Source organism: Mycobacterium saskatchewanense (assembly GCF_010729105.1).
Classification (GTDB): Bacteria; Actinomycetota; Actinomycetes; order Mycobacteriales; family Mycobacteriaceae; genus Mycobacterium; species Mycobacterium saskatchewanense.
The window spans coordinates 5,609,262-5,630,305 of sequence record NZ_AP022573.1; the positions used below are offsets into that span (position 1 = coordinate 5,609,262).

Genomic DNA, 21,044 nt, shown 5'->3' on the forward strand with positions numbered 1-21,044 from the left:
CCTCTCAGCGCAGCATCGTCGCGACGATCCCGGACAGGTAGCCCAGCCGGGCGACCTCGGAGGGGCGGAATTCCGGGCCGGGCCGGCCCAGCACGACCGCCGTGTTCGGGTCGCCCAGCGGGGCCGCGACCATGGTGGTGTCCATGTCGCGCCACGCCTGCGGCACCCACTCCGCGGTGCCGTCCAGCGTCGATGCCCGCTCGATGGGCAGCCAGGGCGCCGAGTCCTCCTTGGTTTCGGGCGAGCCCGGGCTGTCGGCGAGGCGCTGCAGCTCGCCGTGGGAACTGCGCAGCACCATGCACCAGCTGACCCGCAGCACCTTGGGCGCCTCGTCGACCAGGACCTTGAGCCTGGACTCGCCGTCGGCGGCCGCGGCGACGTGGTCGAGCAGCTCCAGCTCCCGGTGCGCTTCCAGCAGCCCGGTATGGGGGCGGACGCTGTCCACCCGGACACCGGACAGCGACTCCGCGGCGGTGATCAGCGTGTCGGGCATCGCCCCCGGGGGCAGCTCGATGACCAGGTCGTCGATCGCGTTCCCCGAGCTGCGCTCCACCACGTCGAGTGACAGGATGTCCGCCCCCACCGAGCCGAGCGCCACCGCGAGCGAGCCCAGGCTGCCGGGGCGGTCGACCAGCACGATGCGCAACAGATACGACGGCACGGCCAACACTGTGACACAGGGATGTGTCCGCGGCATTTCGACCGGTCCTTCGTCGAGCGGTGGGCGGCAGGGCGCCGGCAGGCGTCACCCGACTAGGCTTTGCGCTCGTGTCCCAGATCTCCCGCGACGAGGTGGCGCACCTGGCCCGGCTGTCCCGGCTGGCGTTGACCGACGGCGAACTCGACAGTTTCGCCGGCCAACTCGACGCCATCCTGACCCACGTCAGCCAGGTGCAGGCAGTCGACGTGACCGGCGTCGAAGCGACCGGCAACCCGCTCAAGGACGTCAACGTCACGCGGCCCGACGAGCCGACGCCGTGCCTGACGCAGCGCGAGGCGCTCGCCGAGGCGCCCGAGGCCGTCGACGGCCGCTTCGCCGTTCCGCAGATCCTCGGGGACAGCGAGTGAGCGAACTGATCCGGTCCGACGCCGCGATGCTGGCCGCGCGGATCGCCGCCAAGGAGGTGTCGTCCACCGAGGTCACCCAGGCGTGCCTGGACCAGATCGCGGCGACCGACGACCGCTACCACGCGTTTCTGCACGTGGCGGCCGACGAGGCGCTCGCGGCGGCGGCCGCCGTCGACAATGCGGTGGCCGCCGGCGAGCGGCTGCCGTCGGCGCTGGCCGGGGTCCCGCTGGCACTCAAGGACGTCTTCACGACCACGGACATGCCCACCACCTGCGGGTCCAAGATCCTCGAGGGCTGGCGATCGCCGTATGACGCCACGGTCACCGTGCGGTTGCGCGCGGCCGGCATCCCGATCCTGGGCAAGACCAACATGGACGAGTTCGCGATGGGTTCGTCGACGGAGAACTCCGCCTACGGCCCCACCCGCAACCCCTGGAACATCGGCCGGGTGCCCGGCGGATCGGGTGGCGGCAGCGCGGCGGCCCTGGCCGCCTTCCAGGCCCCGCTGGCGATCGGAACCGACACCGGCGGCTCGATCCGGCAGCCGGCCGCGCTGACCGCGACGGTCGGCGTCAAACCCACCTACGGCACGGTGTCCCGGTACGGGCTGGTGGCCTGCGCGTCGTCGTTGGACCAGGGCGGCCCGTGCGCGCGGACCGTGCTCGACACCGCGCTGCTGCACCAGGTGATCGCCGGCCATGACCTGCGCGACTCGACCTCCGTCGACGCGCCGGTGCCCGACGTGGTGGGCGCCGCCCGGGCCGGCGCCTCCGGGGACCTGCGCGGCGTGCGCGTCGGCGTGGTCAAGCAGCTGCGCGGCGAGGGCTACCAGCCCGGGGTGCTGGCGTCGTTCGAGGCCGCCGTCAAGCAGCTGACCGCGCAGGGCGCCGAGGTCAGCGAGGTCGACTGCCCGCATTTCGAATACGCCCTGGCCGCCTACTACCTGATCCTGCCGTCGGAGGTGTCCAGCAACCTGGCGCGCTTCGACGCCATGCGCTACGGCCTGCGGGTGGGCGACGACGGCACCCACAGCGCCGAGGAAGTGATGGCCCTGACCCGGGCCGCCGGGTTCGGGCCCGAGGTCAAGCGGCGCATCATGATCGGCACCTACGCGCTGTCGGCCGGCTATTACGACGCCTACTACAACCAGGCGCAGAAGGTGCGCACGCTGATCGCCCGTGACCTCGATCGGGCCTATGAGTCCGTCGACGTCGTGGTGTCGCCGACCACGCCCACGACGGCGTTCCCGATCGGCGAGAAGGTCGACGACCCGCTGGCGATGTACCTGTTCGACCTGTGCACGCTGCCGCTCAACCTGGCGGGTCATTGCGGCATGTCGGTGCCAGCGGGGCTGTCCCCGGACGACGGCCTGCCCGTCGGGCTGCAGATCATGGCCCCGGCGTTGGCCGACGACCGGCTGTACCGGGTGGGCGCCGCCTACGAGGCGGTCCGGGGCGCGTTGCCGAGCGCGATCTAGCGCCGGGCAGGCGCGCGCTCTTTTGTGACGAGCAGACGCAAACTCGCGTCATTTGCGGCAGTTCGGCGCGATTCTGCGTCTGCTCGCGCCATCTCAGTGGGGCGCAGGGCAAGATGAGGGGCATGCGGATCGGAGTTCTCACGGGGGGCGGCGACTGCCCCGGTCTCAACGCCGTCATCCGGGCGGTGGTGCGGACCTGCGATTCCCGATACGGCTCGTCCGTCGTCGGGTTTCAGGACGGGTGGCGTGGGTTGTTGGAGAACCGGCGCATCCAGCTGCAAAACGACGACCGCAACGACCGCCTGCTGGCCAAGGGCGGGACGATGCTGGGCACCGCCCGTGTGCATCCCGACAAGCTGCGCGCCGGGCTGGACCAGATCAAGCAGACGCTGGACGACAACGGCATCGATGTCCTCATTCCCATCGGCGGTGAAGGGACCCTGACCGCCGCGCACTGGCTGTCGGAGGAGAACGTGCCCGTCGTCGGGGTGCCGAAGACGATCGACAACGACATCGACTGCACCGACGTCACTTTCGGCCACGACACCGCTCTGACGGTGGCGACCGACGCCATCGACCGGTTGCACAGCACCGCCGAATCGCACCAGCGGGTGATGCTCGTGGAGGTGATGGGCAGACACGCGGGCTGGATCGCGCTGAACGCGGGCCTGGCCTCGGGCGCGCACATGACCCTGATTCCCGAGCAGCCCTTCGACGTCGAGGAGGTGTGCCGGCTCGTCAAACGCCGTTTCCAACGCGGGGATTCACACTTCATCTGCGTGGTGGCCGAAGGGGCGAAACCGATCGCGGGCTCAATCACGTTGCGCGAAGGCGGCCTTGACGAGTTCGGCCACGAGAAGTTCACCGGCGTGGCCGCCCAGCTCGCCGTCGAGGTCGAAAAACGCATCAACAAGGAAGTGCGGGTAACGGTGCTGGGCCACGTCCAGCGCGGCGGCACCCCGACCGCCTACGACCGCGTGCTGGCCACCCGGTTCGGCGTCAACGCCGCCGACGCCGCGCACGCGGGGGAGTACGGCCAGATGGTGTCGTTGCGCGGACAGGACATCGGCCGGGTTCCGCTGGGGGATGCGGTACGCCAGCTCAAACTCGTGCCCGAGAGCCGGTACGACGACGCGGCGGCCTTCTTCGGCTGAGCGGATTAAGCAAACGGCAGGTAGCGCCGGCCTAACGGCGGCCGAAATTTGCCGCCTTTTTCCCGTGGGCACAGATTGATGGTTTCCGGGCCAGCGCAGAGCGGCCATACCCGAAGGTATGAACAACCGCGGTTCGGTTCGCGGAGTCGTTCAGCGGTCAGCTGGATTGGGTGGGTCCGCCGGGCCGGCAGGCTCCGGCTCCGCCGGCCTCGCGGTCACCGCGGGGTCTGGTGGTGGTGACCCGCTTCGCCCGGGTCCGCCGGCCTCGCGGTCACCACGGGGTCTGGTGGTGGTGACCCGCTTCGCCCGGCTCCGCCGGCCTCGCGGTCACCACGGGGTCTGGTGGTGGTGACCCGCTTCGCCCGGCTCCGCCGGCCTCGCGGTCACCACTACGATCGACGGCATGAGTGTTGCTACCGGCGCCGAGCTGATGGACTACGACGACGTCCTCGCGCGCTTCGATCCGGTGCTCGGGCTCGAGGTGCACGTCGAGCTGTCCACCGCGACGAAAATGTTCTGCGGCTGCTCCACCACATTCGGCGGGGAACCCAATACCCAGGTATGCCCGGTATGTCTCGGTCTGCCCGGCTCGCTGCCGGTGCTCAACCAGGCCGCGGTGGAGTCGGCCATCCGCATCGGGCTGGCGCTGAACTGCGAGATCGTGCCGTGGTGCCGCTTCGCGCGCAAGAACTACTTTTACCCGGACATGCCGAAGAACTATCAGATCTCGCAGTACGACGAGCCGATCGCCATCAACGGCTACCTCGAGGTGCCCCTGGACGACGGCAGCACCTGGCGCGTGGACATCGAGCGGGCGCACATGGAAGAGGACACCGGCAAGCTCACCCACTTGGGCAGCGAAACCGGCCGGATTCACGGCGCGACCACGTCGCTCATCGACTACAACCGGGCCGGCGTGCCGCTGATCGAAATCGTCACCAAGCCCATTGTGGGAGCGGGCGCCAGGGCGCCGCAGATTGCCCGCACGTACGTCACCGCGTTGCGAGACCTATTGCGCGCCTTGGAAGTATCCGATGTGCGGATGGACCAGGGGTCGATGCGGTGCGACTCCAACGTGTCGCTGAAGCCGTCCGGCGCGGAGCAGTTCGGCACCCGGACCGAGACCAAGAATGTCAACTCGCTGCGCAGCGTCGAAGTCGCCGTCCGCTACGAGATGCAGCGGCAGGCAGCCGTCCTGGCCTCCGGTGGCCGAATCACGCAGGAAACCAGGCACTTTCACGAGGCTGGATACACCAGCCCGGGCCGCACCAAGGAAACCGCCGAGGACTACCGCTATTTCCCCGAGCCCGACCTCGAACCCGTCGCGCCCAGCCGCGATCTCGTGGAGCGGCTGCGACAGACGATTCCCGAGCTACCGTGGTTGACGCGCAAGCGAATCCAGCAAGAGTGGGGCGTATCCGACGAGGTGATGCGGGACCTCGTCAACGCCGGCGCGGTCGATCAGGTGATTGCCACCGTCAAGCACGGGGCGTCCAGCGAGCAGGCGCGCGCATGGTGGGGCAACTTCTTGGTGCAGAAGGCCAACGAGGCGAACGTCGGCCTCGATGAACTGGCCATCACCCCGGCTCAGGTGGCTGCAGTGATCACGCTCGTCGAGGAGGGCAAGCTGTCCGTGAAGCTCGCCCGCCAGGTCGTCGAGGGGGTGCTGGCCGGGGAGGGCGAGCCCGAACAGGTGATGACCGCCCGCGGCCTGGAGCTCGTGCGCGACGACTCGGTCACCCAGGCCGCCGTCGACGAGGCGCTGGCCGCCAATCCGGATGTGGCGGAGAAGATCCGCGGCGGCAAGGTGGCCGCGGCCGGCGCGATCGTCGGAGCGGTGATGAAGGCCACCCGGGGTCAGGCCGACGCGGCCCGCGTGCGCGAACTCGTGCTGGCGGCCTGCGGGCAGGGCTGACCGCAAGCCCGGCGACGCGACACGCCGATAGTTCACCGCGGGAGTCACCCGCGACCGGGCCGGAGGTTAGGTCTTGTCGTCGTTGTTGCGCGGGAAGCCGCCGCCCTGCGGGAAGAGCGGGAACACCACGTCGTCGAGCTTCTCGGCGTCCCCGGCGGTCTTGTTGACAGTGGCGCCCCACACGTTGCCGTCCGGCGACATTCGCAACGCCCACGCATGGGCGTGGGTGTCCTTGCGCACGACGTCGGGTTCGCCGGTGACCGCACCCGTGGAGGGGGCAAGCCGCACGGCCACCGTCAGCTTGGTGTTGATCAGGTTTACCAGCACGGTGCCGTCCATGGCCGCGCACCCGGCGACGCCCGGCTTATCCGGCCAGGTCCACACCGTGGACACCTCCGAGGTTTTGGTGATGCGCTGCAACCGGTCCGCCGTCGGGGTGCGGTCCGCGACATAGAGCGAGCCGTCGACGGGGTCGGTGCACAGTCCGCCGCCGGCGCCGACACCGGACAGCGCGGTCGTCGGCGGCGCCTGCCCGATGGTCGTCGGCTGCTCGATGCGCAGCACCTTGCCGGCCAACGACTTCGGGTCGGCGGCCATCGCGGGATTGCCCGCGTCGCCGGTCATCACCACCAGGGTGGTCGGGCTGGTGAAGATCAACGCTCCGGTGTTTCCGTTGGCGCCCTTGGGAATTCCGGTCAGGATGTCCTTCGGAATGTCGCCGTCGGCGATGCGGATGACACGGTTGTCGGTGGGCGTGCTGATGTAGGCGTACATCAGGCGGTCCTGGTTGTAGGTGGGTGACAGCACGATGTCCATCAGCCCGCCGTCACCGGACGGGTCCACCGGGATCACCATCTTCACCTTCGGCTCGGCGCTGACGGAGATCTCCTTGACGGCGCCGGTGGTGCGTTCGCCGACCAGCGCAGTCTTGCTGTCGGGACCCATGATCAGGCCGCTGGTGCTCTCCAGGCAGCCCTGCATCACACCCGGCGCGGGGCAGGCCTTCGGGAAGGGCGTCGGCGGCAGGGGCGGCGGCGGGGGAGGGCTCGAGCTGGGCTGGGGCTTGAGCTCGGGCGCGGTAGTGAACGGCTGGGACTGGGCGTCGTTGAACCGCGCGCACCCACCCGACACGACCACGACCGCGCTGAGCGCGGCGAACCCGCATCGAACCGAGCGCCGAATCCGCATGACCGACAGGCTACGGAACCCGCGGTCATGGCCGCCACACGCCCGCGTGTGCGCGCCCGTCGGCAACCCCCACCGCCGGTGCGGAATCGGCGCAGAAATGCCGCAAGACGGGGCCGGACGGCGATTTTGGGCCGAATCGGCCGCATTTTGGCGCGCCGACCCGTGATTTCCGCGCGAAAGCGCCGCTCAAATCCCCAATTCAGGACCAATTGCCCTTACCCTGACACGCGTGACCAGTCAATCGAATGACGCACATTGGCAGCGGCCCGGGGAATCCCCCGCGCCGAACCCGGGACGCCCCGCCTCGGCGCGCCTGGTCGACCCCGAAGACGACCTGACGCCGGTCGGGTATCCGGGTGACTTCGGAACCACGACCGTCATCCCCTACCAGGACCCCGGCAACTCGGCCGGTCCCGGCAACTCGACGTACAACCTCCTCGACCACCAGGAGCCGTTGCCGTACGTCCAGCCGCAGCCGGCGGCGCACCCGGCGCCGATCTCGGCCACCGAGCCCGCACGCATCGATTCGGACGACGACGACGACCGGCTACGCCCCGGCGGCCGCCGCGGCACCCAGCACCTCGGTTTGCTGGTGTTGCGGGTGGGCCTCGGCGTGGTGCTCGCCGCCCACGGCCTGCAGAAGGTGTTCGGCTGGTGGGGCGGGGGCGGCCTGACCGGCCTGCGGAACTCCCTGACCGATGTCGGTTACCACCACGCCGACATCCTCGCGTACGTCAGCGCCGGCGGCGAGATCGTCGCGGGCGTGTTGCTGGTGCTGGGATTGTTCACCCCGGTGGCCGCCGCGGGCGCCCTGGCGTTCCTGATCAACGGCCTGCTGGCCACCGTTTCCGGCAGCTCTCGCTCGCACGCGTTCGCGTTCTTCCTGCCACAAGGGCACGAATACCAGATCACGCTCATCGTCATGGCCGTCGCCGTCGTGCTGTGCGGACCGGGCCGGTATGGGCTCGACGCGGGCCGCGGTTGGGCCCACCGACCCTTCATCGGGTCATTCGTGGCCCTGCTGGCCGGCATCGCCGCCGGTGTCGGGGTGTGGGTGCTGCTCAACGGCGTCAACCCCATCGCCTGACGCCTGCTCCTGGCGGTAGGGGTTGGGCACCCGGCCCGAACTTGCCTCGGTGAGCAGTGGGAGCGTCGCGAAGGTCACCGCGGGCAGGCGCAGCTCGCCGCCGTCCTTGAGGCGGGCCCGCGCCCACGAGCCCCGGTGGAAGCGCAGCCCGTCGATCTCCTCCCACCGCACCGTGCGGCTGCCCCGCAGCGTCCGCACGGTGACACCCTCCGCGTCGGCCACGGTGCGCAGCCGGATGATCAACGCCGACAAGATCACCGGAACGATCAGCAGCGGCGCCGACGGCGGCCACACCAGCACCGGTATGAGCAATCCCAGGGTCAGGTAGCCGACGGCGAGGTGCGCCATCGGCGACACCCTGATGACGACGGGCGAGCCAGTAATCACCCCCGCATCATCCCACCGCCCGCGGCAAGGCCGGCGCCTCGGCGGATGCGGGCCGTCGCGCGGGCAGCGGATTTGACGGTTGAGCTGTGGGAAGGCTACCTTCGGAGACTATGGATACCGCCGGAAAGCCCGGGATGCTCGTAGTAATTAGTCGGCGCGTTGGTGCCTGACTAGCTCGTCAGCATTTCAGCGATCCAGCACCAACGCGCCAACCCTCGTGCAGCAGCCAGCTGACGGGGGTTTTTTCTTGCGCACGACCAGACTTCAACAGCGACACGAGACAAGAGGACCCACAGTGAGCGCTCCCACCAGGCCGCCGACGCAGCGCCCGGCCGACATCGCCTCAGACGCCGCGGAAACTCCCGCGGCGGCCCCGACCAAACACCCGAAACGTGTTGCGCCGGAACAGCTTACCGGTGCCCAGTCGGTGATCCGGTCACTGGAGGAGCTCGACGTCGAGGTCATCTTCGGCATCCCCGGCGGCGCGGTGCTGCCGGTCTACGACCCCTTATTCGACTCGAAGAAGCTGCGCCACGTGCTGGTTCGGCACGAGCAGGGCGCCGGCCACGCCGCCAGCGGCTACGCGCACGCCACCGGAAAGGTCGGCGTCATGATGGCCACGTCGGGCCCCGGCGCCACCAACCTCGTCACCCCGCTGGCCGACGCGCAGATGGACTCGATACCGGTGGTGGCCATCACCGGTCAGGTCGGCCGCACGCTGATCGGGACGGACGCCTTCCAGGAGGCCGACATCTCCGGCATCACGATGCCCATCACCAAGCACAACTTCCTGGTCCGCTCCGGCGACGAGATCCCGCAGGTGATCGCCGAGGCGTTCCACATCGCGTCGTCGGGACGGCCCGGCGCGGTGCTCGTCGACATCCCCAAGGACGTGCTGCAGGGCCAGTGCACGTTCAGCTGGCCGCCGCGCCTGGACCTGCCCGGCTACAAGCCGAACACCAAGCCGCACAACCGGCAGATCCGGGAGGCCGCGAAGCTGATCGCGGCCGCGCGCAAGCCGGTGCTGTACGTGGGGGGCGGGGTGATCCGCGGCGAGGCGACCGAGCAGCTGCGCGAGTTGGCCGAGCTGACCGGCATTCCCGTCGTCACCACGCTGATGGCGCGCGGCGCGTTCCCGGACAGCCATCGCCAGCACCTCGGCATGCCCGGCATGCACGGCACCGTCGCCGCGGTGGCGGCGCTGCAGCGCAGCGACCTGCTGATCGCGCTGGGGACGCGCTTCGACGACCGCGTGACCGGCAAGCTCGACACGTTCGCGCCGGAGGCCAAGGTCATCCACGCCGACATCGACCCGGCCGAGATCGGCAAGAACCGGCACGCCGACGTGCCGATCGTCGGCGACGTGAAGGCCGTCATCACCGAGCTGATCGCGATGCTGCGGGAGCGCGAGATCCCGGGCACCCTCGACATGGACGACTGGTGGGCCTACCTCGATCAGGTCCAGTCCACGTACCCGCTGAGTTACGGCCCGCAGAGCGACGGCAGCCTCAGCCCCGAATACGTCATCGAGAAGCTGGGCCAGATCGCCGGCCCCGACGCGATCTACGTCGCCGGCGTGGGACAGCACCAGATGTGGGCTGCGCAGTTCGTCTCCTACGAGAAGCCGCGCACCTGGCTCAACTCCGGCGGCCTGGGCACCATGGGGTTCGCCGTTCCGGCGGCCATGGGCGCCAAGCTGGCCCGCCCGGAGGCGGAGGTATGGGCGATCGACGGCGACGGCTGCTTCCAGATGACCAACCAGGAACTGGCCACGTGCGCGATCGAGGGTGCGCCGATCAAGGTGGCGCTGATCAACAACGGCAACCTGGGCATGGTGCGCCAGTGGCAGACCCTGTTCTACGGGGAGCGGTACTCGCAGACCGACCTGGCCACGCACTCGCACCGCATCCCGGACTTCGTGAAGCTGGCCGAGGCGCTAGGCTGCGTCGGATTGCGTTGCGAGCGTGAGGAAGACGTGGAAGACGTGATCAACCAGGCGCGCGCCATCAACGACCGCCCCGTCGTCATCGACTTCATCGTCGGCGCCGACGCGCAGGTGTGGCCGATGGTGGCCGCGGGCACCAGCAACGACGAGATCCAAGCGGCCCGCGGCATCCGCCCGCTGTTCGACGACGAAAGCGAAGGACACGCCTGATGGACGCGGTGACTCATACGCTGTCGGTGTTGGTGGAGGACAAGCCCGGAGTGCTCGCGCGGGTGGCCGCGCTGTTCTCCCGGCGCGGGTTCAACATCCAGTCCCTGGCCGTCGGTCCGACCGAGCAGAAGGACATGTCGCGGATGACCATCGTGGTCTCTGCCGAGGAGACCCCACTCGAGCAGATCACCAAGCAGCTCAACAAGTTGATCAATGTCATCAAGATCATCGAGCTGGACGAGGACAACTCGGTGTCCCGCGAACTGGCGCTCATCAAGGTGCGCGCCGACGCGGGCAGCCGCAGCCAGGTGATCGAGGCGGTGAACTTGTTCCGCGCCAAGGTCATTGACGTCGCGCCAGAGGCACTGACCATCGAGGCCACCGGTAACCGGGGCAAGATCGAGGCGCTGTTGCGGGTGCTGGAGCCCTTCGGTATCCGGGAAATCGTCCAGTCGGGTGTGGTGTCGTTGTCCCGCGGTCCTCGCGGCATCGGCACGGCTAAGTAAGTTATTTCAGATTGTCAGTTGATAAGGAGATACAGAAGTGGCAACCGAGGCGTTAGAGATGTTCTACGACGACGACGCGGACCTGTCGATCATCCAGGGGCGCAAGGTCGGCGTCATCGGCTACGGCAGCCAGGGCCACGCCCACTCGCTGAGCCTGCGTGACTCCGGTGTCGACGTCCGGGTCGGTTTGAAGGAGGGCTCGAAGTCGCGGGCCAAGGTCGAGGAGCAGGGCCTGACCGTCGACACCCCCGCCGGGGTCGCCAAGTGGGCCGACGTGATCATGCTGCTGGCGCCGGACACCGCGCAGGCCGACATCTTCAAGAACGAGATCGAGCCCAACCTGAAGGAGGGCGACGCCCTGTTTTTCGGTCACGGGCTCAACATCCACTTCGGGCTGATCAAACCGCCGGCCGACGTCACCGTCGCGATGGTGGCCCCGAAGGGGCCCGGCCACCTGGTGCGCCGCCAGTTCGTCGACGGCAAGGGCGTGCCGTGTCTGATCGCCGTCGACCAGGACCCGACCGGCAAGGGTGAGGCGCTGGCACTGTCTTACGCCAAGGCCATCGGCGGCACCCGCGCCGGCGTCATCAAGACCACGTTCAAGGACGAGACCGAAACCGACCTGTTCGGTGAGCAGGCTGTGTTGTGCGGTGGCACAGAGGAATTGGTGAAGACCGGTTTCGACGTGATGGTCGAGGCGGGCTACCCGCCGGAAATGGCGTACTTCGAGGTGCTGCACGAGCTCAAGCTCATCGTCGACCTCATGTACGAGGGCGGCATCGCCCGGATGAACTACTCCGTGTCCGACACCGCGGAGTTCGGCGGCTACCTGTCGGGTCCGCGGGTGATCGACGCCGGCACCAAAGAGCGCATGCGGGAGATCTTGCGCGACATCCAGGACGGCAGCTTCACCAAGAAGCTGGTCGAGAATGTCGAGGGCGGCAACAAGCAGCTCGAGCAGTTGCGTAAGGAGAACGCCGAGCATCCCATCGAGGTCGTCGGCAAGCGGTTGCGTGACCTGATGAGCTGGGTCGACCGGCCGATCACCGAGACGGCGTAGTCCGGCCGGCTTTGCCGGCTGTCGCGACACATAAACCACCGCGACCGGCTACCGCGTGTCGTGTGCGTGGTTTATGTGTCGCGCAGGCGGCCGGCTGTCAAGACCACGCGGCGTGCCAGGTGGTCGAGGGCGTTAGCGGTCGCCTCGTCGAACGTCTCGATGTTGTCATGGGTCGAGAGCAGGCTCACCCCGTACGGATTGCCGTCGACGAATTTCAGCGGATCGGTGTATCCCGGCGGAACGATGATGCCGCCGAAATGGATCAGCGTGATGTAGAGCGACAGCAGGGTCGTCTCCTGACCGCCGTGCAGCGTATTGGAGGACGTGAAGGCCGCGTACACCTTGTCCGCGAGTTGGCCCTGAGCCCACAGCCCACCCAGCGAATCGAGGAAGGTCCGCAATTGCGCTGCGGGAGAGCCGAAGCGCGTCGGTGACCCGAAGATCACCGCGTCGGCCCAGACGATATCGTCGCCGGTGGCTGCCGGGAGGTCTTTCGTCGCCGCATAGTTGGCCGTCCAGGCCGGGTTGTGCGCGAACGACTGCGGATCCTGCGTTTCCGCCACGTGCCTCACGCGAACGTCGGCGCCTGCGGACTCGGCCGTGGCAGCGACGCGCCGGGCCATCGCCGTGCCATGGCCGGTCGCGGAATAGTAGATGACAGCGAGCTTGGTCACGGCGTCATCCTAGGGCGGCCGTCAACAGGTCCCGAAGACGTTGCCGTGGCGGCAGATCGAGAGCCGTACGCCGTGGATAGAACACACCAGTCACGTGGGCCACACCCGCCCCAAGGGGGACGGCCGGTCGTGGGGTTCTTCGTGGCGGCGACGTCCACTGGCTGCACGTCATATTCGGCCCGACGACGGCGGCGCCGGGGCGTTAAGTCCAGCCGATAGTCTGTCCGGGTGAATCTGCCTGTTGTATTAATCGCCGACAAGCTCGCCCAATCAACCGTCGCCGCGCTGGGAGACCAGGTCGAGGTGCGCTGGGTGGATGGCCCGGACCGCGAGAAGCTGCTGGCCGCGGTGCCTGACGCCGACGCGCTGCTGGTGCGATCGGCCACCACCGTCGATGCCGAGGTGCTGGCCGCGGCGCCCAAGCTGAAGATCGTGGCCCGCGCGGGCGTCGGGCTGGACAACGTGGACGTGGACGCCGCCACCGAGCGCGGCGTGCTCGTGGTCAACGCCCCGACGTCGAACATCCACAGCGCCGCCGAACACGCACTGGCGCTGATGCTGGCCGCGGCGCGCGAGATCCCGGCGGCCGACGCCTCGCTGCGCGCGCACACGTGGAAGCGCTCCTCCTTCAACGGCACCGAGATCTTCGGCAAGACCGTTGGCGTCGTGGGGCTGGGCCGGATCGGCCAACTGGTCGCCCAGCGGCTGGCGGCCTTCGGCGCCCACCTCGTCGCGTACGACCCGTACGTGTCGCCGGCCCGCGCTTCCCAGCTGGGCATCGAACTGCTGGCGCTCGACGACCTGTTGGCCCGCGCCGACTTCATCTCCGTGCACCTGCCGAAGACCCCCGAGACGGCGGGCCTGATCGGCAAGGAGGCGCTGGCGAAGACCAAGCCGGGCGTCATCATCGTCAACGCCGCGCGCGGCGGGCTCGTCGACGAGGCGGCGCTGGCCGAAGCGGTCAGCAGCGGCCACGTGCGCGCGGCCGGCATCGACGTGTTCGCGAAAGAGCCGTGCACCGACAGCCCGCTGTTCGAGCTGCCGCAGGTGGTCGTCACGCCGCACCTCGGCGCGTCCACCGCCGAGGCGCAGGACCGCGCCGGCACCGATGTCGCGGCGAGCGTGAAGCTCGCGCTGGCCGGCGAATTCGTGCCCGACGCGGTCAACGTGGGCGGTGGCGTGGTCAACGAAGAGGTGGCCCCGTGGCTGGACCTGGTGCGCAAGCTCGGCGTGCTGGTTGCCGCGCTGTCCGACGGGCTGCCCGCGTCGCTGTCGGTCCAGGTGCGCGGCGAACTGGCCTCCGAAGACGTTGAGATACTCAAGCTTTCGGCGCTGCGCGGGCTGTTCTCCGCCGTCATCGAGGACCAGGTGACCTTCGTCAACGCGCCGGCGCTGGCTTCCGAGCGTGGCGTCACCGCCGAACTCAGCACGGCTTCCGAGAGCCCCAACCACCGCAGCGTCGTCGACGTGCGGGCCGTCGCGCACGACGGCTCGACCGTCAACGTCGCCGGCACGCTGTCGGGTCCGCAGTTGGTCGAGAAGATCGTCCAGATCAACGGACGCAACTTCGACCTGCGCGCCCAGGGCACCAACCTGGTGATCAACTACATGGATCAGCCCGGGGCGCTGGGCAAGATCGGCACCTTGTTGGGTGCCGCCGGCGTGAATATTCAGGCGGCGCAACTGAGTGAGGACACCGAGGGCCCGAGCGCCACGATCCTGTTGCGGCTTGATCAAGACGTTCCCGACGACGTGCGGTCGGCGATCGCTGCGGCCGTGGGTGCCAACAAGCTCGAGGTGGTCGATCTCTCGTGAAACTGGCTGTGATCGGCGGTGACGGCATCGGGCCGGAAGTGACGGCCGAGGCGATCAAGGTCCTCGACTCCGTGCTGCCCGGCGTGCAGAAGACCGAGTACGACCTGGGCGCCCGGCGCTACCACGCCACCGGCGAGCTGCTGCCGGATTCGGTGCTCGCCGAATTGCGCGAGCACGACGCCATTTTGCTGGGCGCGGTAGGCGATCCGTCGGTGCCGAGCGGCGTGCTGGAGCGAGGCCTGTTGCTGCGCCTGCGCTTTGAGCTGGACCACCACGTCAACCTGCGGCCGGCACGGCTGTATCCGGGCGTGAGCAGTCCGCTCGCCGGCAATCCCGACATCGATTTCGTGGTGGTGCGCGAGGGGACCGAAGGCCCCTACACCGGTACCGGTGGCGCGATCCGCGCCGGTACGCCCAACGAGGTGGCCACCGAGGTCAGCCTGAACACCGCGTTCGGTGTGCGCCGAGTCGTGGCCGATGCGTTCGAGCGCGCACAGCGACGTCGCAAAAACCTGACGCTGGTGCACAAGAACAATGTGTTGACCTTCGCCGGAAAGCTGTGGTCGCGGATCGTGGCCGAGGTCGGGGAACAGTATCCCGACGTCGAGGTGGCCTACCAGCACGTCGACGCCGCCACCATCTTCCTGGTCAACGACCCGGGACGGTTCGACGTGATCGTCACCGACAATCTGTTCGGCGACATCATCACCGACCTGGCCGCGGCGGTGTGCGGCGGAATCGGCTTGGCGGCAAGCGGAAACATCGACGCCACCCGCGCCAACCCGTCGATGTTCGAGCCCGTGCACGGTAGCGCGCCCGACATCGCGGGCCAGGGCATCGCCGACCCCACCGCGGCGATCATGTCGGTGGCGCTGCTCCTCGCGCACCTGGGTGAGGACGACGCCGCTACCCGGGTGGACGGCGCCGTCGCGAAGCACCTGGCAACGCGCGGGAGCGAACGGCTTGCCACACGCGATGTCGGCGAACGGATTGTCGCCGCGCTCTAGTCTCCAAGCCCGGCGGGACCAGGCGGCTCGGCACCAACGGTGCTGCCAGCAGCGGGAATACGCCGCACAGCAACCACGCCGGCGGGTACTTGGCCGCGCCGATGAACGCGCCGAAGAGGGGCGGCCCCGCGGCCGCCATCACCCGTTGGGTGGTGTTCTGGATGCCCAGCGCGCGGCCGCTCCAGAACGGTCCGGCGAATTCCGTGATGGCCGTTGCCTCCAGCCCGTTGTCGAGTGCGGCGATCACCGCGATCAGCACCATCAACGGTGCTTGGTACCGGGAATTCAGAAAGTCGGCCCACGCCAACAGGAAGAGTGTCACGGCCGCGGCCAAGGCGATGATGCGAACCGGCCGCATCCGTGAGCCGATCCGGTCGGACCACCGGCCCACGGCGATGCGCCCGGCGGCGCCGAGCAGCTGCGAAAGGGTCACCAAACCGCCGGCGGCCGCGACCGACCACTGCAGGTTGCGGATCAGCCACACCAGCATGAAGGTCACGGTCACCGTCTGAGGCATCATCATCAGACCGGCCACGGCGTGAATTCGCCACAGCACCAACGACCCCCGATAGGGGCTGGCCAGCTCGTGATCGTCCGCCTTCTCCCGTGGTTTGCGAGGCGGATCGATGATCCCCACCGCACTGGCCACCGCACCCAACGCGCACGCCAGCGCGGGGAACATCAGCCCCGCGGTCGGCCCGCGTTCGGTCAGCTCGGGAATCACCAGCGCGCCCAAAGCGATACCCAACGGCTGCGCCGTCTGGCGAAAACCCATGGCCAAACCCCGTTGGTGCGGGGGGAACCAGGCGGACACCAACCGTCCCCCGGCCGCGTTGCAACTGGCGGCCGCCATCCCGCCGAGGAACAGATACACGCCCGTCAGCGTCATCGAATGGACGGACGCCGCGGCGTAGGCCGCCACCGCGGTGAGCGCCGAACCCGCGGTCATCACCACGCGCTCGCCCACCCGGTCGAGCAGGTAACCCCAGAGCACCAGCGTGACAACCATTCCCCAGCTCGGCATCGAGGACAACAAACCGGCCTCGTCGAGCGGTATGTTGCGCGAAGCTTGCAGCGCGGGAATGAGGAACGCAACGCCGTTGATGAAGAGGAACGAACTCGCCGTCGCCACCAGCGAAACGACCAGGATGGACCACCTTGCGCGCCCGCTGAGTTGGCCGGTGGTGGCGACGTCCGTCTCCATTCCCCATGCTTGCACACGTCGGAAAAGCCGCTGGTGACGTTCGCGTGGGCGTGCTCGAAGGGCCGCCCGCCCGAGCCGGCCACTGGTCAGTAGGCTCAACGAAATGCGCCTTGGTCGAATCGCCAGCCCCGACGGTGTCGCCTTCGTCAGCATCGAGGGCGACACGGCCGACCCCGCCGGGATGACCGCCCGCGAGATCGCCGAGCATCCCTTCGGCACGCCGAGTTTCACCGGCCGATCGTGGCCACTCGCCGATGTGCGGCTGCTGGCCCCGATCCTGGCGGGCAAGGTGGTCTGTGTCGGAAAGAACTATGCCGACCACGTCGCCGAGATGAGCAACCTCACCGGCCCCGCGCCGGCCGATCCGGTGATCTTCCTCAAGCCCAACACCGCGATCGTCGGTCCCAACGCGCCGATCAAATTGCCCGCCAACGCATCACCCGTGCACTTCGAGGGTGAGCTGGCCGCGGTGATCGGCCGGCCGTGCAAGGACGTCGCCGCCGCTCAGGCCGCCGAAAACATCCTCGGCTACACGATCGCCAACGACGTGTCGGCACGCGATCAACAAAAGGCCGACGGCCAGTGGACCCGCGCCAAAGGACATGACACATTCTGCCCCGTCGGGCCCTGGATCGTCACCGACGTCGACCCGGCGGACCTCGAGCTGCGTACCGAGGTCAACGGTGAAGTGAAGCAAAACAGCCGGACGTCGCTGATGATTCACGACGTCGGCGACATCATCGAATGGATCTCCGCCGTCATGACGCTGCTGCCCGGCGACCTCATCCTCACCGGCACACCCGCCGGCGTCGGCCCCATCGAGGACGGAGACACCGTCTCCATCACGATCGAGGGCATCGGCACCCTCTCCAATCCCGTGGTCCGTAAGGGCAAGTCGTGACCACAGCAGGGCAGGTACGCGTCCGATTCTGTCCGTCGCCCACCGGCACCCCGCACGTCGGGATGGTCCGCACCGCGCTGTTCAACTGGGCCTATGCCCGGCACACCGGCGGCACGTTCGTTTTTCGCATCGAGGACACCGACGCCGAACGGGACAGCGAGGAAAGCTATCTCGCGCTGCTCGACGCGCTGCGCTGGCTCGGCCTGGACTGGGACGAGGGGCCCGAGGTCGGCGGACCCTACGGCCCGTACCGTCAGTCGCAGCGCAAAGAGGTCTACCGCGAGGTGGTGGCCAAACTTCTCGAAGCGGGGGAGGCCTACTACGCATTCTCGACGCCCGAGGAGGTCGAGGCCCGTCACATCGCCGCGGGCCGCAATCCGAAGCTGGGCTACGACAATTTCGACCGGCAGCTGACCGACCCGCAGCGCGCGGCCTTCCTCGCGGAAGGCCGTAAGCCCGTGGTGCGCCTGCGCATGCCCGACGAGGACCTGGCCTGGGACGACCTCGTCCGCGGCACCACCACGTTCGCTGCGGGCAGCGTGCCCGATTTCGCGCTGACCCGCGCCAACGGGGATCCGTTGTACACCTTGGTCAACCCCGTCGACGACGCGCTGATGAAGATCACCCACGTCCTGCGCGGCGAAGACCTGCTGCCGTCGACCCCGCGTCAGCTCGCGCTGTATCAATCGCTGATCCGGATCGGCGTGGCCGAGCGGACCCCGCAGTTCGCGCACTTGCCAACGGTATTGGGGGAGGGCACCAAGAAACTGTCGAAGCGCGATCCGCAATCCAATCTGTTCGCCCACCGCGACCGGGGGTTCATCCCCGAGGGGCTGCTGAATTACCTTGCGCTGCTGGGCTGGGCGATCGCCGACGACCATGACCTGTTCAGCCTCGACGAGATGGTGGCCGCGTTCGACGTCGTCGACGTCAACTCCAACCCCGCCCGGTTCGACCAGAAGAAGGCCGACGCCCTGAACGCCGAGCACATCCGGATGCTCGAGCCGGCGGATTTCGCGGGCCGCCTGCGCGACTACTTCGACGCCCACGGCCACCGCCTTGGGCTGGACGACGCGGCGTTCGCCACCGCCGCCGATCTGGTGCAGACCCGCATCGTGGTGCTGGGCGACGCGTGGGAGCTGCTGAAGTTCCTCAATGAAGACGAGTACGCAATCGACCCCAAGGCGGCGGGCAAGGAGCTCGGCCCCGACGCGGGCCCGGTGCTCGACGCCGCCCTGGCCGCGCTGGACGGCCTGGCGGAGTGGACCACGGCGCACATCGAGACCGCGCTGAAGACCGCGCTCATCGACGACCTGGCGCTCAAACCGCGTAAGGCTTTCGGTCCGATCAGGGTTGCCGCCACCGGGACGACGGTCAGCCCGCCATTGTTCGAGTCGCTGGAGTTGCTCGGCCGCGTCCGCAGCTTGCGGCGCCTGAGTGCGGCGCGCGAAGCGATTGTCTAGAAGACGAACGACGCGCGTGCGGATTGGCGGCTCAGTCTTTGGTAGTCTGCACGTCGGCCCTCAACGGCTGGCGGCGGCGGCACCCGAAGGCTCTCCCGAGTCCGCGGAACGCCGGTGACCAGCGGTTATAGGCAGCCAATGGGGTATGGTGTAATTGGCAACACAGCTGATTCTGGTTCAGCCATTCTAGGTTCGAGTCCTGGTACCCCAGCCAAAATCTCGTCCCGAGCAGGCGGTGCAGGCGATTAGGTGGGCCTTTAACCGTGAGCTATGCTGACTGCTCGGATCAGTTCTGGCCCCGTCGTCTAGCGGCCTAGGACGCCGCCCTCTCACGGCGGTAGCGTGGGTTCGAATCCCATCGGGGCTACAAAATTTACTGATCGGCCGCCCGCGCGGCCGGGGCGGTCGACCCGCCCACCGGCATGGGTGGCAGACCCAATTTGTGGTGATCCCATGACCGGGCGCGGCGGGGCACGATGCGCACGCAGACCCGCTTGTTCATCATCTGCTCGACGAACGGCTTCATCTCGTCGCTGTAGGGGCCGGTGTAGCGCTCGAACACGCTGACGCCGACGCGGTGGGCGACCTCGGGATCGTCGATGATCTCGGCGATGCCCTCGAAGGAAACCCCGCGCAGGGTGTCGTAGGTGTCGCCGTCCTCGATCAGGAAACTCACCCGCGGATCGCGTTTGAGGTTGACCGCCTTCTGCGATTTGGCCTTGGTTTCCAGCCAGATCTCACCGTCGACCACGGCGTACCACATCGCGGTCAGGTGCGGCTGGCCGTCGATACCGACGGTGGCCAGGGTTCCGGTGCGGCTTCGGACGACAAAATCGGCGATCTCGTCCTCGGACATGACGATGCTCGCGCGCTGATTGGTTCCCATGGCGGTCAGTCTGTCAGGTCGCCTGTTTTCGAGTGTGCGCTGGCGGCGTTCAGTGTGCGTGTAGGGACGGGATTCGGCGGTTTCGCCGCTCTGGCTGCACACTCGGCGCGCTGGATGCACAGTCGACGGCGAGGGGCCTTCGACAGGCCGCGGGGGCCTTCGACAGGCCGCGGGGACCTTCGCCGAGGGGGTCTTCGCCGAGCGGGCGCCTTCCTCGGCATCGAGTGTGCGCCGGGGGCGTTGAATGTGCGGCCAGGGCGGCGATCCGGCAATCTAACCGCCCTGGCCGCACACGACTGCGTGGATGTTGCTCCAGGCGTCAAGCCGCCTCAGAGTCGACGAGTCAGCGCCTCCGAGGCGTTCAGCAGGTCGGCGGCCCAACGTACGCCGGGACGCCGGCCGATCCGATCGATGGGCCCGGACACGGATATGGCGGCGATCACAGCGCCGCGGCCGTCGCGCACCGGCGCAGACACGCTCGCCACCCCGGGCTCACGCTCGGCCACGCTTTGCGCCCAGCCCCGCCGCCGAACGTCGGCCAGGACGCGGTCGGTGAATTTCGCCGACGGCAGGACGGCCTTCTGCGTGGCGGCGTCGCTGTAGGCCAGGAGCACCTTGGCCCCCGAACCTGCCGTCATCGGCAGGCGTGCGCCGACCGGGACCGTATCGCGAAGGCCGACAGCCGGTTCCAGGGCGGCGATGCAGACCCGGGATGTGCCCTCCCGGCGATACAACTGGACGCTCTCGCCCGTTGTCTCGCGCAGCAGGGGGAGCACCGCCGCGCCGGCGGCCAGCAGCGGATCGTTGACCTGGATGGCGAGCTCGCTGACCGCGGGTCCCAGCCGCCAGCGTCCGTCGTCGTCACGTGCCAGCAGACGATGAACTTCGAGCGCGGCCGCCAGCCGGTAGGCGGTCGCCCTGGGCAGGCCGGTGCGTTCGCAGAGTTCCGCCAACCCGCAGGGGGATTCCGCGATGGTGTGCAGCACCACCATGGCTTTGTCGAGGACGCCGATGCCGCTATGCTGTCTCATAGGAAGATATTAACGTCTCACATGTTGAGATTGCTGCCCGAAATGACCGAATAGAGGCGAATTCG

The 21,044-nt window shown here is 68.5% G+C and carries 18 protein-coding genes, 2 tRNA genes and 1 pseudogene; 14 read left to right on the forward strand and 7 right to left on the reverse strand.

The window, feature by feature from the left end; translation table 11 throughout:
* Positions 1-4: 4 nt before the first annotated feature.
* On the reverse strand, positions 5-661 hold the full coding sequence (locus G6N56_RS26340; protein WP_142280716.1) for an ACT domain-containing protein: 657 nt from the start codon (positions 659-661) through the stop codon (positions 5-7).
* Positions 662-768: 107 nt separating this feature from the next.
* Here G6N56_RS26340 and gatC point away from each other — a divergent pair, with 107 nt between their 5' ends.
* The 4 genes from gatC (at position 769) to gatB (ending at position 5,615) form a co-directional block, all read left to right on the forward strand.
* Complete coding sequence (gene gatC, locus G6N56_RS26345) at positions 769-1,068, forward strand: Asp-tRNA(Asn)/Glu-tRNA(Gln) amidotransferase subunit GatC (RefSeq protein ID WP_085256969.1); 300 nt, start codon at positions 769-771, stop codon at positions 1,066-1,068.
* Positions 1,065-2,546 (forward strand): Asp-tRNA(Asn)/Glu-tRNA(Gln) amidotransferase subunit GatA, encoded by a 1,482-nt coding sequence (gene gatA / locus G6N56_RS26350; RefSeq protein WP_085256965.1) that lies wholly within the window; start codon positions 1,065-1,067, stop codon positions 2,544-2,546. Before gatC ends, gatA begins: the two co-directional genes overlap by 4 nt.
* A gap of 122 nt (positions 2,547-2,668) precedes the next feature.
* The gene (locus tag G6N56_RS26355; protein ID WP_085256966.1) at positions 2,669-3,700 is read left to right on the forward strand and encodes an ATP-dependent 6-phosphofructokinase; all 1,032 of its coding nucleotides are present in this window, start codon (positions 2,669-2,671) and stop codon (positions 3,698-3,700) included.
* Positions 3,701-4,103: 403 nt separating this feature from the next.
* The gene (gene gatB / locus G6N56_RS26360) at positions 4,104-5,615 is read left to right on the forward strand and encodes an Asp-tRNA(Asn)/Glu-tRNA(Gln) amidotransferase subunit GatB (protein WP_085256967.1); all 1,512 of its coding nucleotides are present in this window, start codon (positions 4,104-4,106) and stop codon (positions 5,613-5,615) included.
* A 66-nt stretch (positions 5,616-5,681) separates the two neighbouring features.
* Here gatB and G6N56_RS26365 read toward each other — a convergent pair whose 3' ends face one another.
* Positions 5,682-6,803: a PQQ-dependent sugar dehydrogenase gene (locus tag G6N56_RS26365; RefSeq protein WP_163645175.1), complete on the reverse strand. Its 1,122-nt coding sequence runs from the start codon at positions 6,801-6,803 to the stop codon at positions 5,682-5,684.
* Between the two features lie 229 nt (positions 6,804-7,032).
* Here G6N56_RS26365 and G6N56_RS26370 point away from each other — a divergent pair, with 229 nt between their 5' ends.
* Complete coding sequence (locus G6N56_RS26370) at positions 7,033-7,890, forward strand: DoxX family protein (RefSeq protein WP_085256175.1); 858 nt, start codon at positions 7,033-7,035, stop codon at positions 7,888-7,890.
* A gap of 12 nt (positions 7,891-7,902) precedes the next feature.
* Here the strand turns inward: G6N56_RS26370 and G6N56_RS26375 are convergent.
* Positions 7,903-8,238 (reverse strand): annotated as a pseudogene (locus tag G6N56_RS26375) (PH domain-containing protein); the annotation flags it as partial.
* 334 nt (positions 8,239-8,572) lie between these two features.
* Here G6N56_RS26375 and G6N56_RS26380 point away from each other — a divergent pair.
* From G6N56_RS26380 to ilvC, 3 genes are read left to right on the forward strand one after another with little or no spacing between them, the layout of a single operon-like run.
* Positions 8,573-10,432: an acetolactate synthase large subunit gene (locus G6N56_RS26380; RefSeq protein WP_085256177.1), complete on the forward strand. Its 1,860-nt coding sequence runs from the start codon at positions 8,573-8,575 to the stop codon at positions 10,430-10,432.
* Positions 10,432-10,938 (forward strand): acetolactate synthase small subunit, encoded by a 507-nt coding sequence (ilvN, locus tag G6N56_RS26385; RefSeq protein WP_085256178.1) that lies wholly within the window; start codon positions 10,432-10,434, stop codon positions 10,936-10,938. Before G6N56_RS26380 ends, ilvN begins: the two co-directional genes overlap by 1 nt.
* Positions 10,939-10,996: 58 nt before the next feature.
* Positions 10,997-11,998, forward strand: a complete 1,002-nt coding sequence (ilvC, locus tag G6N56_RS26390) for a ketol-acid reductoisomerase (RefSeq protein WP_085256309.1) — start codon at positions 10,997-10,999, stop codon at positions 11,996-11,998.
* Between the two features lie 71 nt (positions 11,999-12,069).
* Here ilvC and wrbA read toward each other — a convergent pair whose 3' ends face one another.
* Positions 12,070-12,672: an NAD(P)H:quinone oxidoreductase gene (gene wrbA / locus G6N56_RS26395; RefSeq protein WP_085256179.1), complete on the reverse strand. Its 603-nt coding sequence runs from the start codon at positions 12,670-12,672 to the stop codon at positions 12,070-12,072.
* A 228-nt stretch (positions 12,673-12,900) separates the two neighbouring features.
* On the opposite strand from wrbA, the gene serA reads away from it, so the two are divergent.
* Together serA and G6N56_RS26405 are read left to right on the forward strand one after the other, a co-directional pair.
* Complete coding sequence (gene serA, locus G6N56_RS26400; protein WP_085256180.1) at positions 12,901-14,487, forward strand: phosphoglycerate dehydrogenase; 1,587 nt, start codon at positions 12,901-12,903, stop codon at positions 14,485-14,487.
* Entirely contained in the window at positions 14,484-15,494 is a 1,011-nt protein-coding gene (locus G6N56_RS26405; RefSeq protein WP_085256181.1) for a 3-isopropylmalate dehydrogenase, read from the forward strand. The genes serA and G6N56_RS26405 overlap by 4 nt, the downstream gene beginning before the upstream one ends.
* Here the strand turns inward: G6N56_RS26405 and G6N56_RS26410 are convergent.
* Complete coding sequence (locus tag G6N56_RS26410; protein WP_085256182.1) at positions 15,394-16,698, reverse strand: MFS transporter; 1,305 nt, start codon at positions 16,696-16,698, stop codon at positions 15,394-15,396. The genes G6N56_RS26405 and G6N56_RS26410 overlap by 101 nt on opposite strands.
* A 103-nt stretch (positions 16,699-16,801) precedes the next feature.
* Here G6N56_RS26410 and G6N56_RS26415 point away from each other — a divergent pair, with 103 nt between their 5' ends.
* The 4 genes from G6N56_RS26415 to G6N56_RS26430 all read left to right on the forward strand — a co-directional run bounded on the left by G6N56_RS26415 (position 16,802) and on the right by G6N56_RS26430 (position 19,429).
* The gene (locus G6N56_RS26415) at positions 16,802-17,599 is read left to right on the forward strand and encodes a fumarylacetoacetate hydrolase family protein (RefSeq protein ID WP_085256183.1); all 798 of its coding nucleotides are present in this window, start codon (positions 16,802-16,804) and stop codon (positions 17,597-17,599) included.
* Positions 17,596-19,062, forward strand: coding sequence for a glutamate--tRNA ligase (gene gltX / locus G6N56_RS26420; RefSeq protein WP_085256184.1), 1,467 nt, complete (start codon positions 17,596-17,598; stop codon positions 19,060-19,062). The genes G6N56_RS26415 and gltX overlap by 4 nt, the downstream gene beginning before the upstream one ends.
* 139 nt (positions 19,063-19,201) lie before the next feature.
* Positions 19,202-19,276 (forward strand) — tRNA-Gln (locus G6N56_RS26425).
* 80 nt (positions 19,277-19,356) lie between these two features.
* A tRNA-Glu gene (locus G6N56_RS26430) sits at positions 19,357-19,429 on the forward strand.
* A gap of 6 nt (positions 19,430-19,435) precedes the next feature.
* Here G6N56_RS26430 and G6N56_RS26435 read toward each other — a convergent pair.
* On the reverse strand, positions 19,436-19,948 hold the full coding sequence (locus tag G6N56_RS26435; protein WP_085256185.1) for a pyridoxamine 5'-phosphate oxidase family protein: 513 nt from the start codon (positions 19,946-19,948) through the stop codon (positions 19,436-19,438).
* A gap of 329 nt (positions 19,949-20,277) precedes the next feature.
* Entirely contained in the window at positions 20,278-20,979 is a 702-nt protein-coding gene (locus tag G6N56_RS26440; RefSeq protein ID WP_085256186.1) for an IclR family transcriptional regulator, read from the reverse strand.
* Between the last annotated feature and the right edge of the window lie 65 nt (positions 20,980-21,044).

Bases quoted from the DNA above. Each gene is read 5' to 3' on its own strand.
- G6N56_RS26355 (WP_085256966.1), top strand. From the start codon at position 2,669: ATGCGGATCGGAGTTCTCACGGGGGGCGGCGACTGCCCCGGTCTCAAC.
- gatB (WP_085256967.1), top strand. From the start codon at position 4,104: ATGAGTGTTGCTACCGGCGCCGAGCTGATGGACTACGACGACGTCCTC.
- G6N56_RS26365 (WP_163645175.1), bottom strand. From the start codon at position 6,803: ATGCGGATTCGGCGCTCGGTTCGATGCGGGTTCGCCGCGCTCAGCGCG.
- ilvN (WP_085256178.1), top strand. From the start codon at position 10,432: ATGGACGCGGTGACTCATACGCTGTCGGTGTTGGTGGAGGACAAGCCC.
- ilvC (WP_085256309.1), top strand. From the start codon at position 10,997: ATGTTCTACGACGACGACGCGGACCTGTCGATCATCCAGGGGCGCAAG.
- G6N56_RS26410 (WP_085256182.1), bottom strand. From the start codon at position 16,698: ATGGAGACGGACGTCGCCACCACCGGCCAACTCAGCGGGCGCGCAAGG.
- G6N56_RS26415 (WP_085256183.1), top strand. From the start codon at position 16,802: ATGCGCCTTGGTCGAATCGCCAGCCCCGACGGTGTCGCCTTCGTCAGC.
- G6N56_RS26435 (WP_085256185.1), bottom strand. From the start codon at position 19,948: ATGGGAACCAATCAGCGCGCGAGCATCGTCATGTCCGAGGACGAGATC.
- G6N56_RS26440 (WP_085256186.1), bottom strand. From the start codon at position 20,979: ATGAGACAGCATAGCGGCATCGGCGTCCTCGACAAAGCCATGGTGGTG.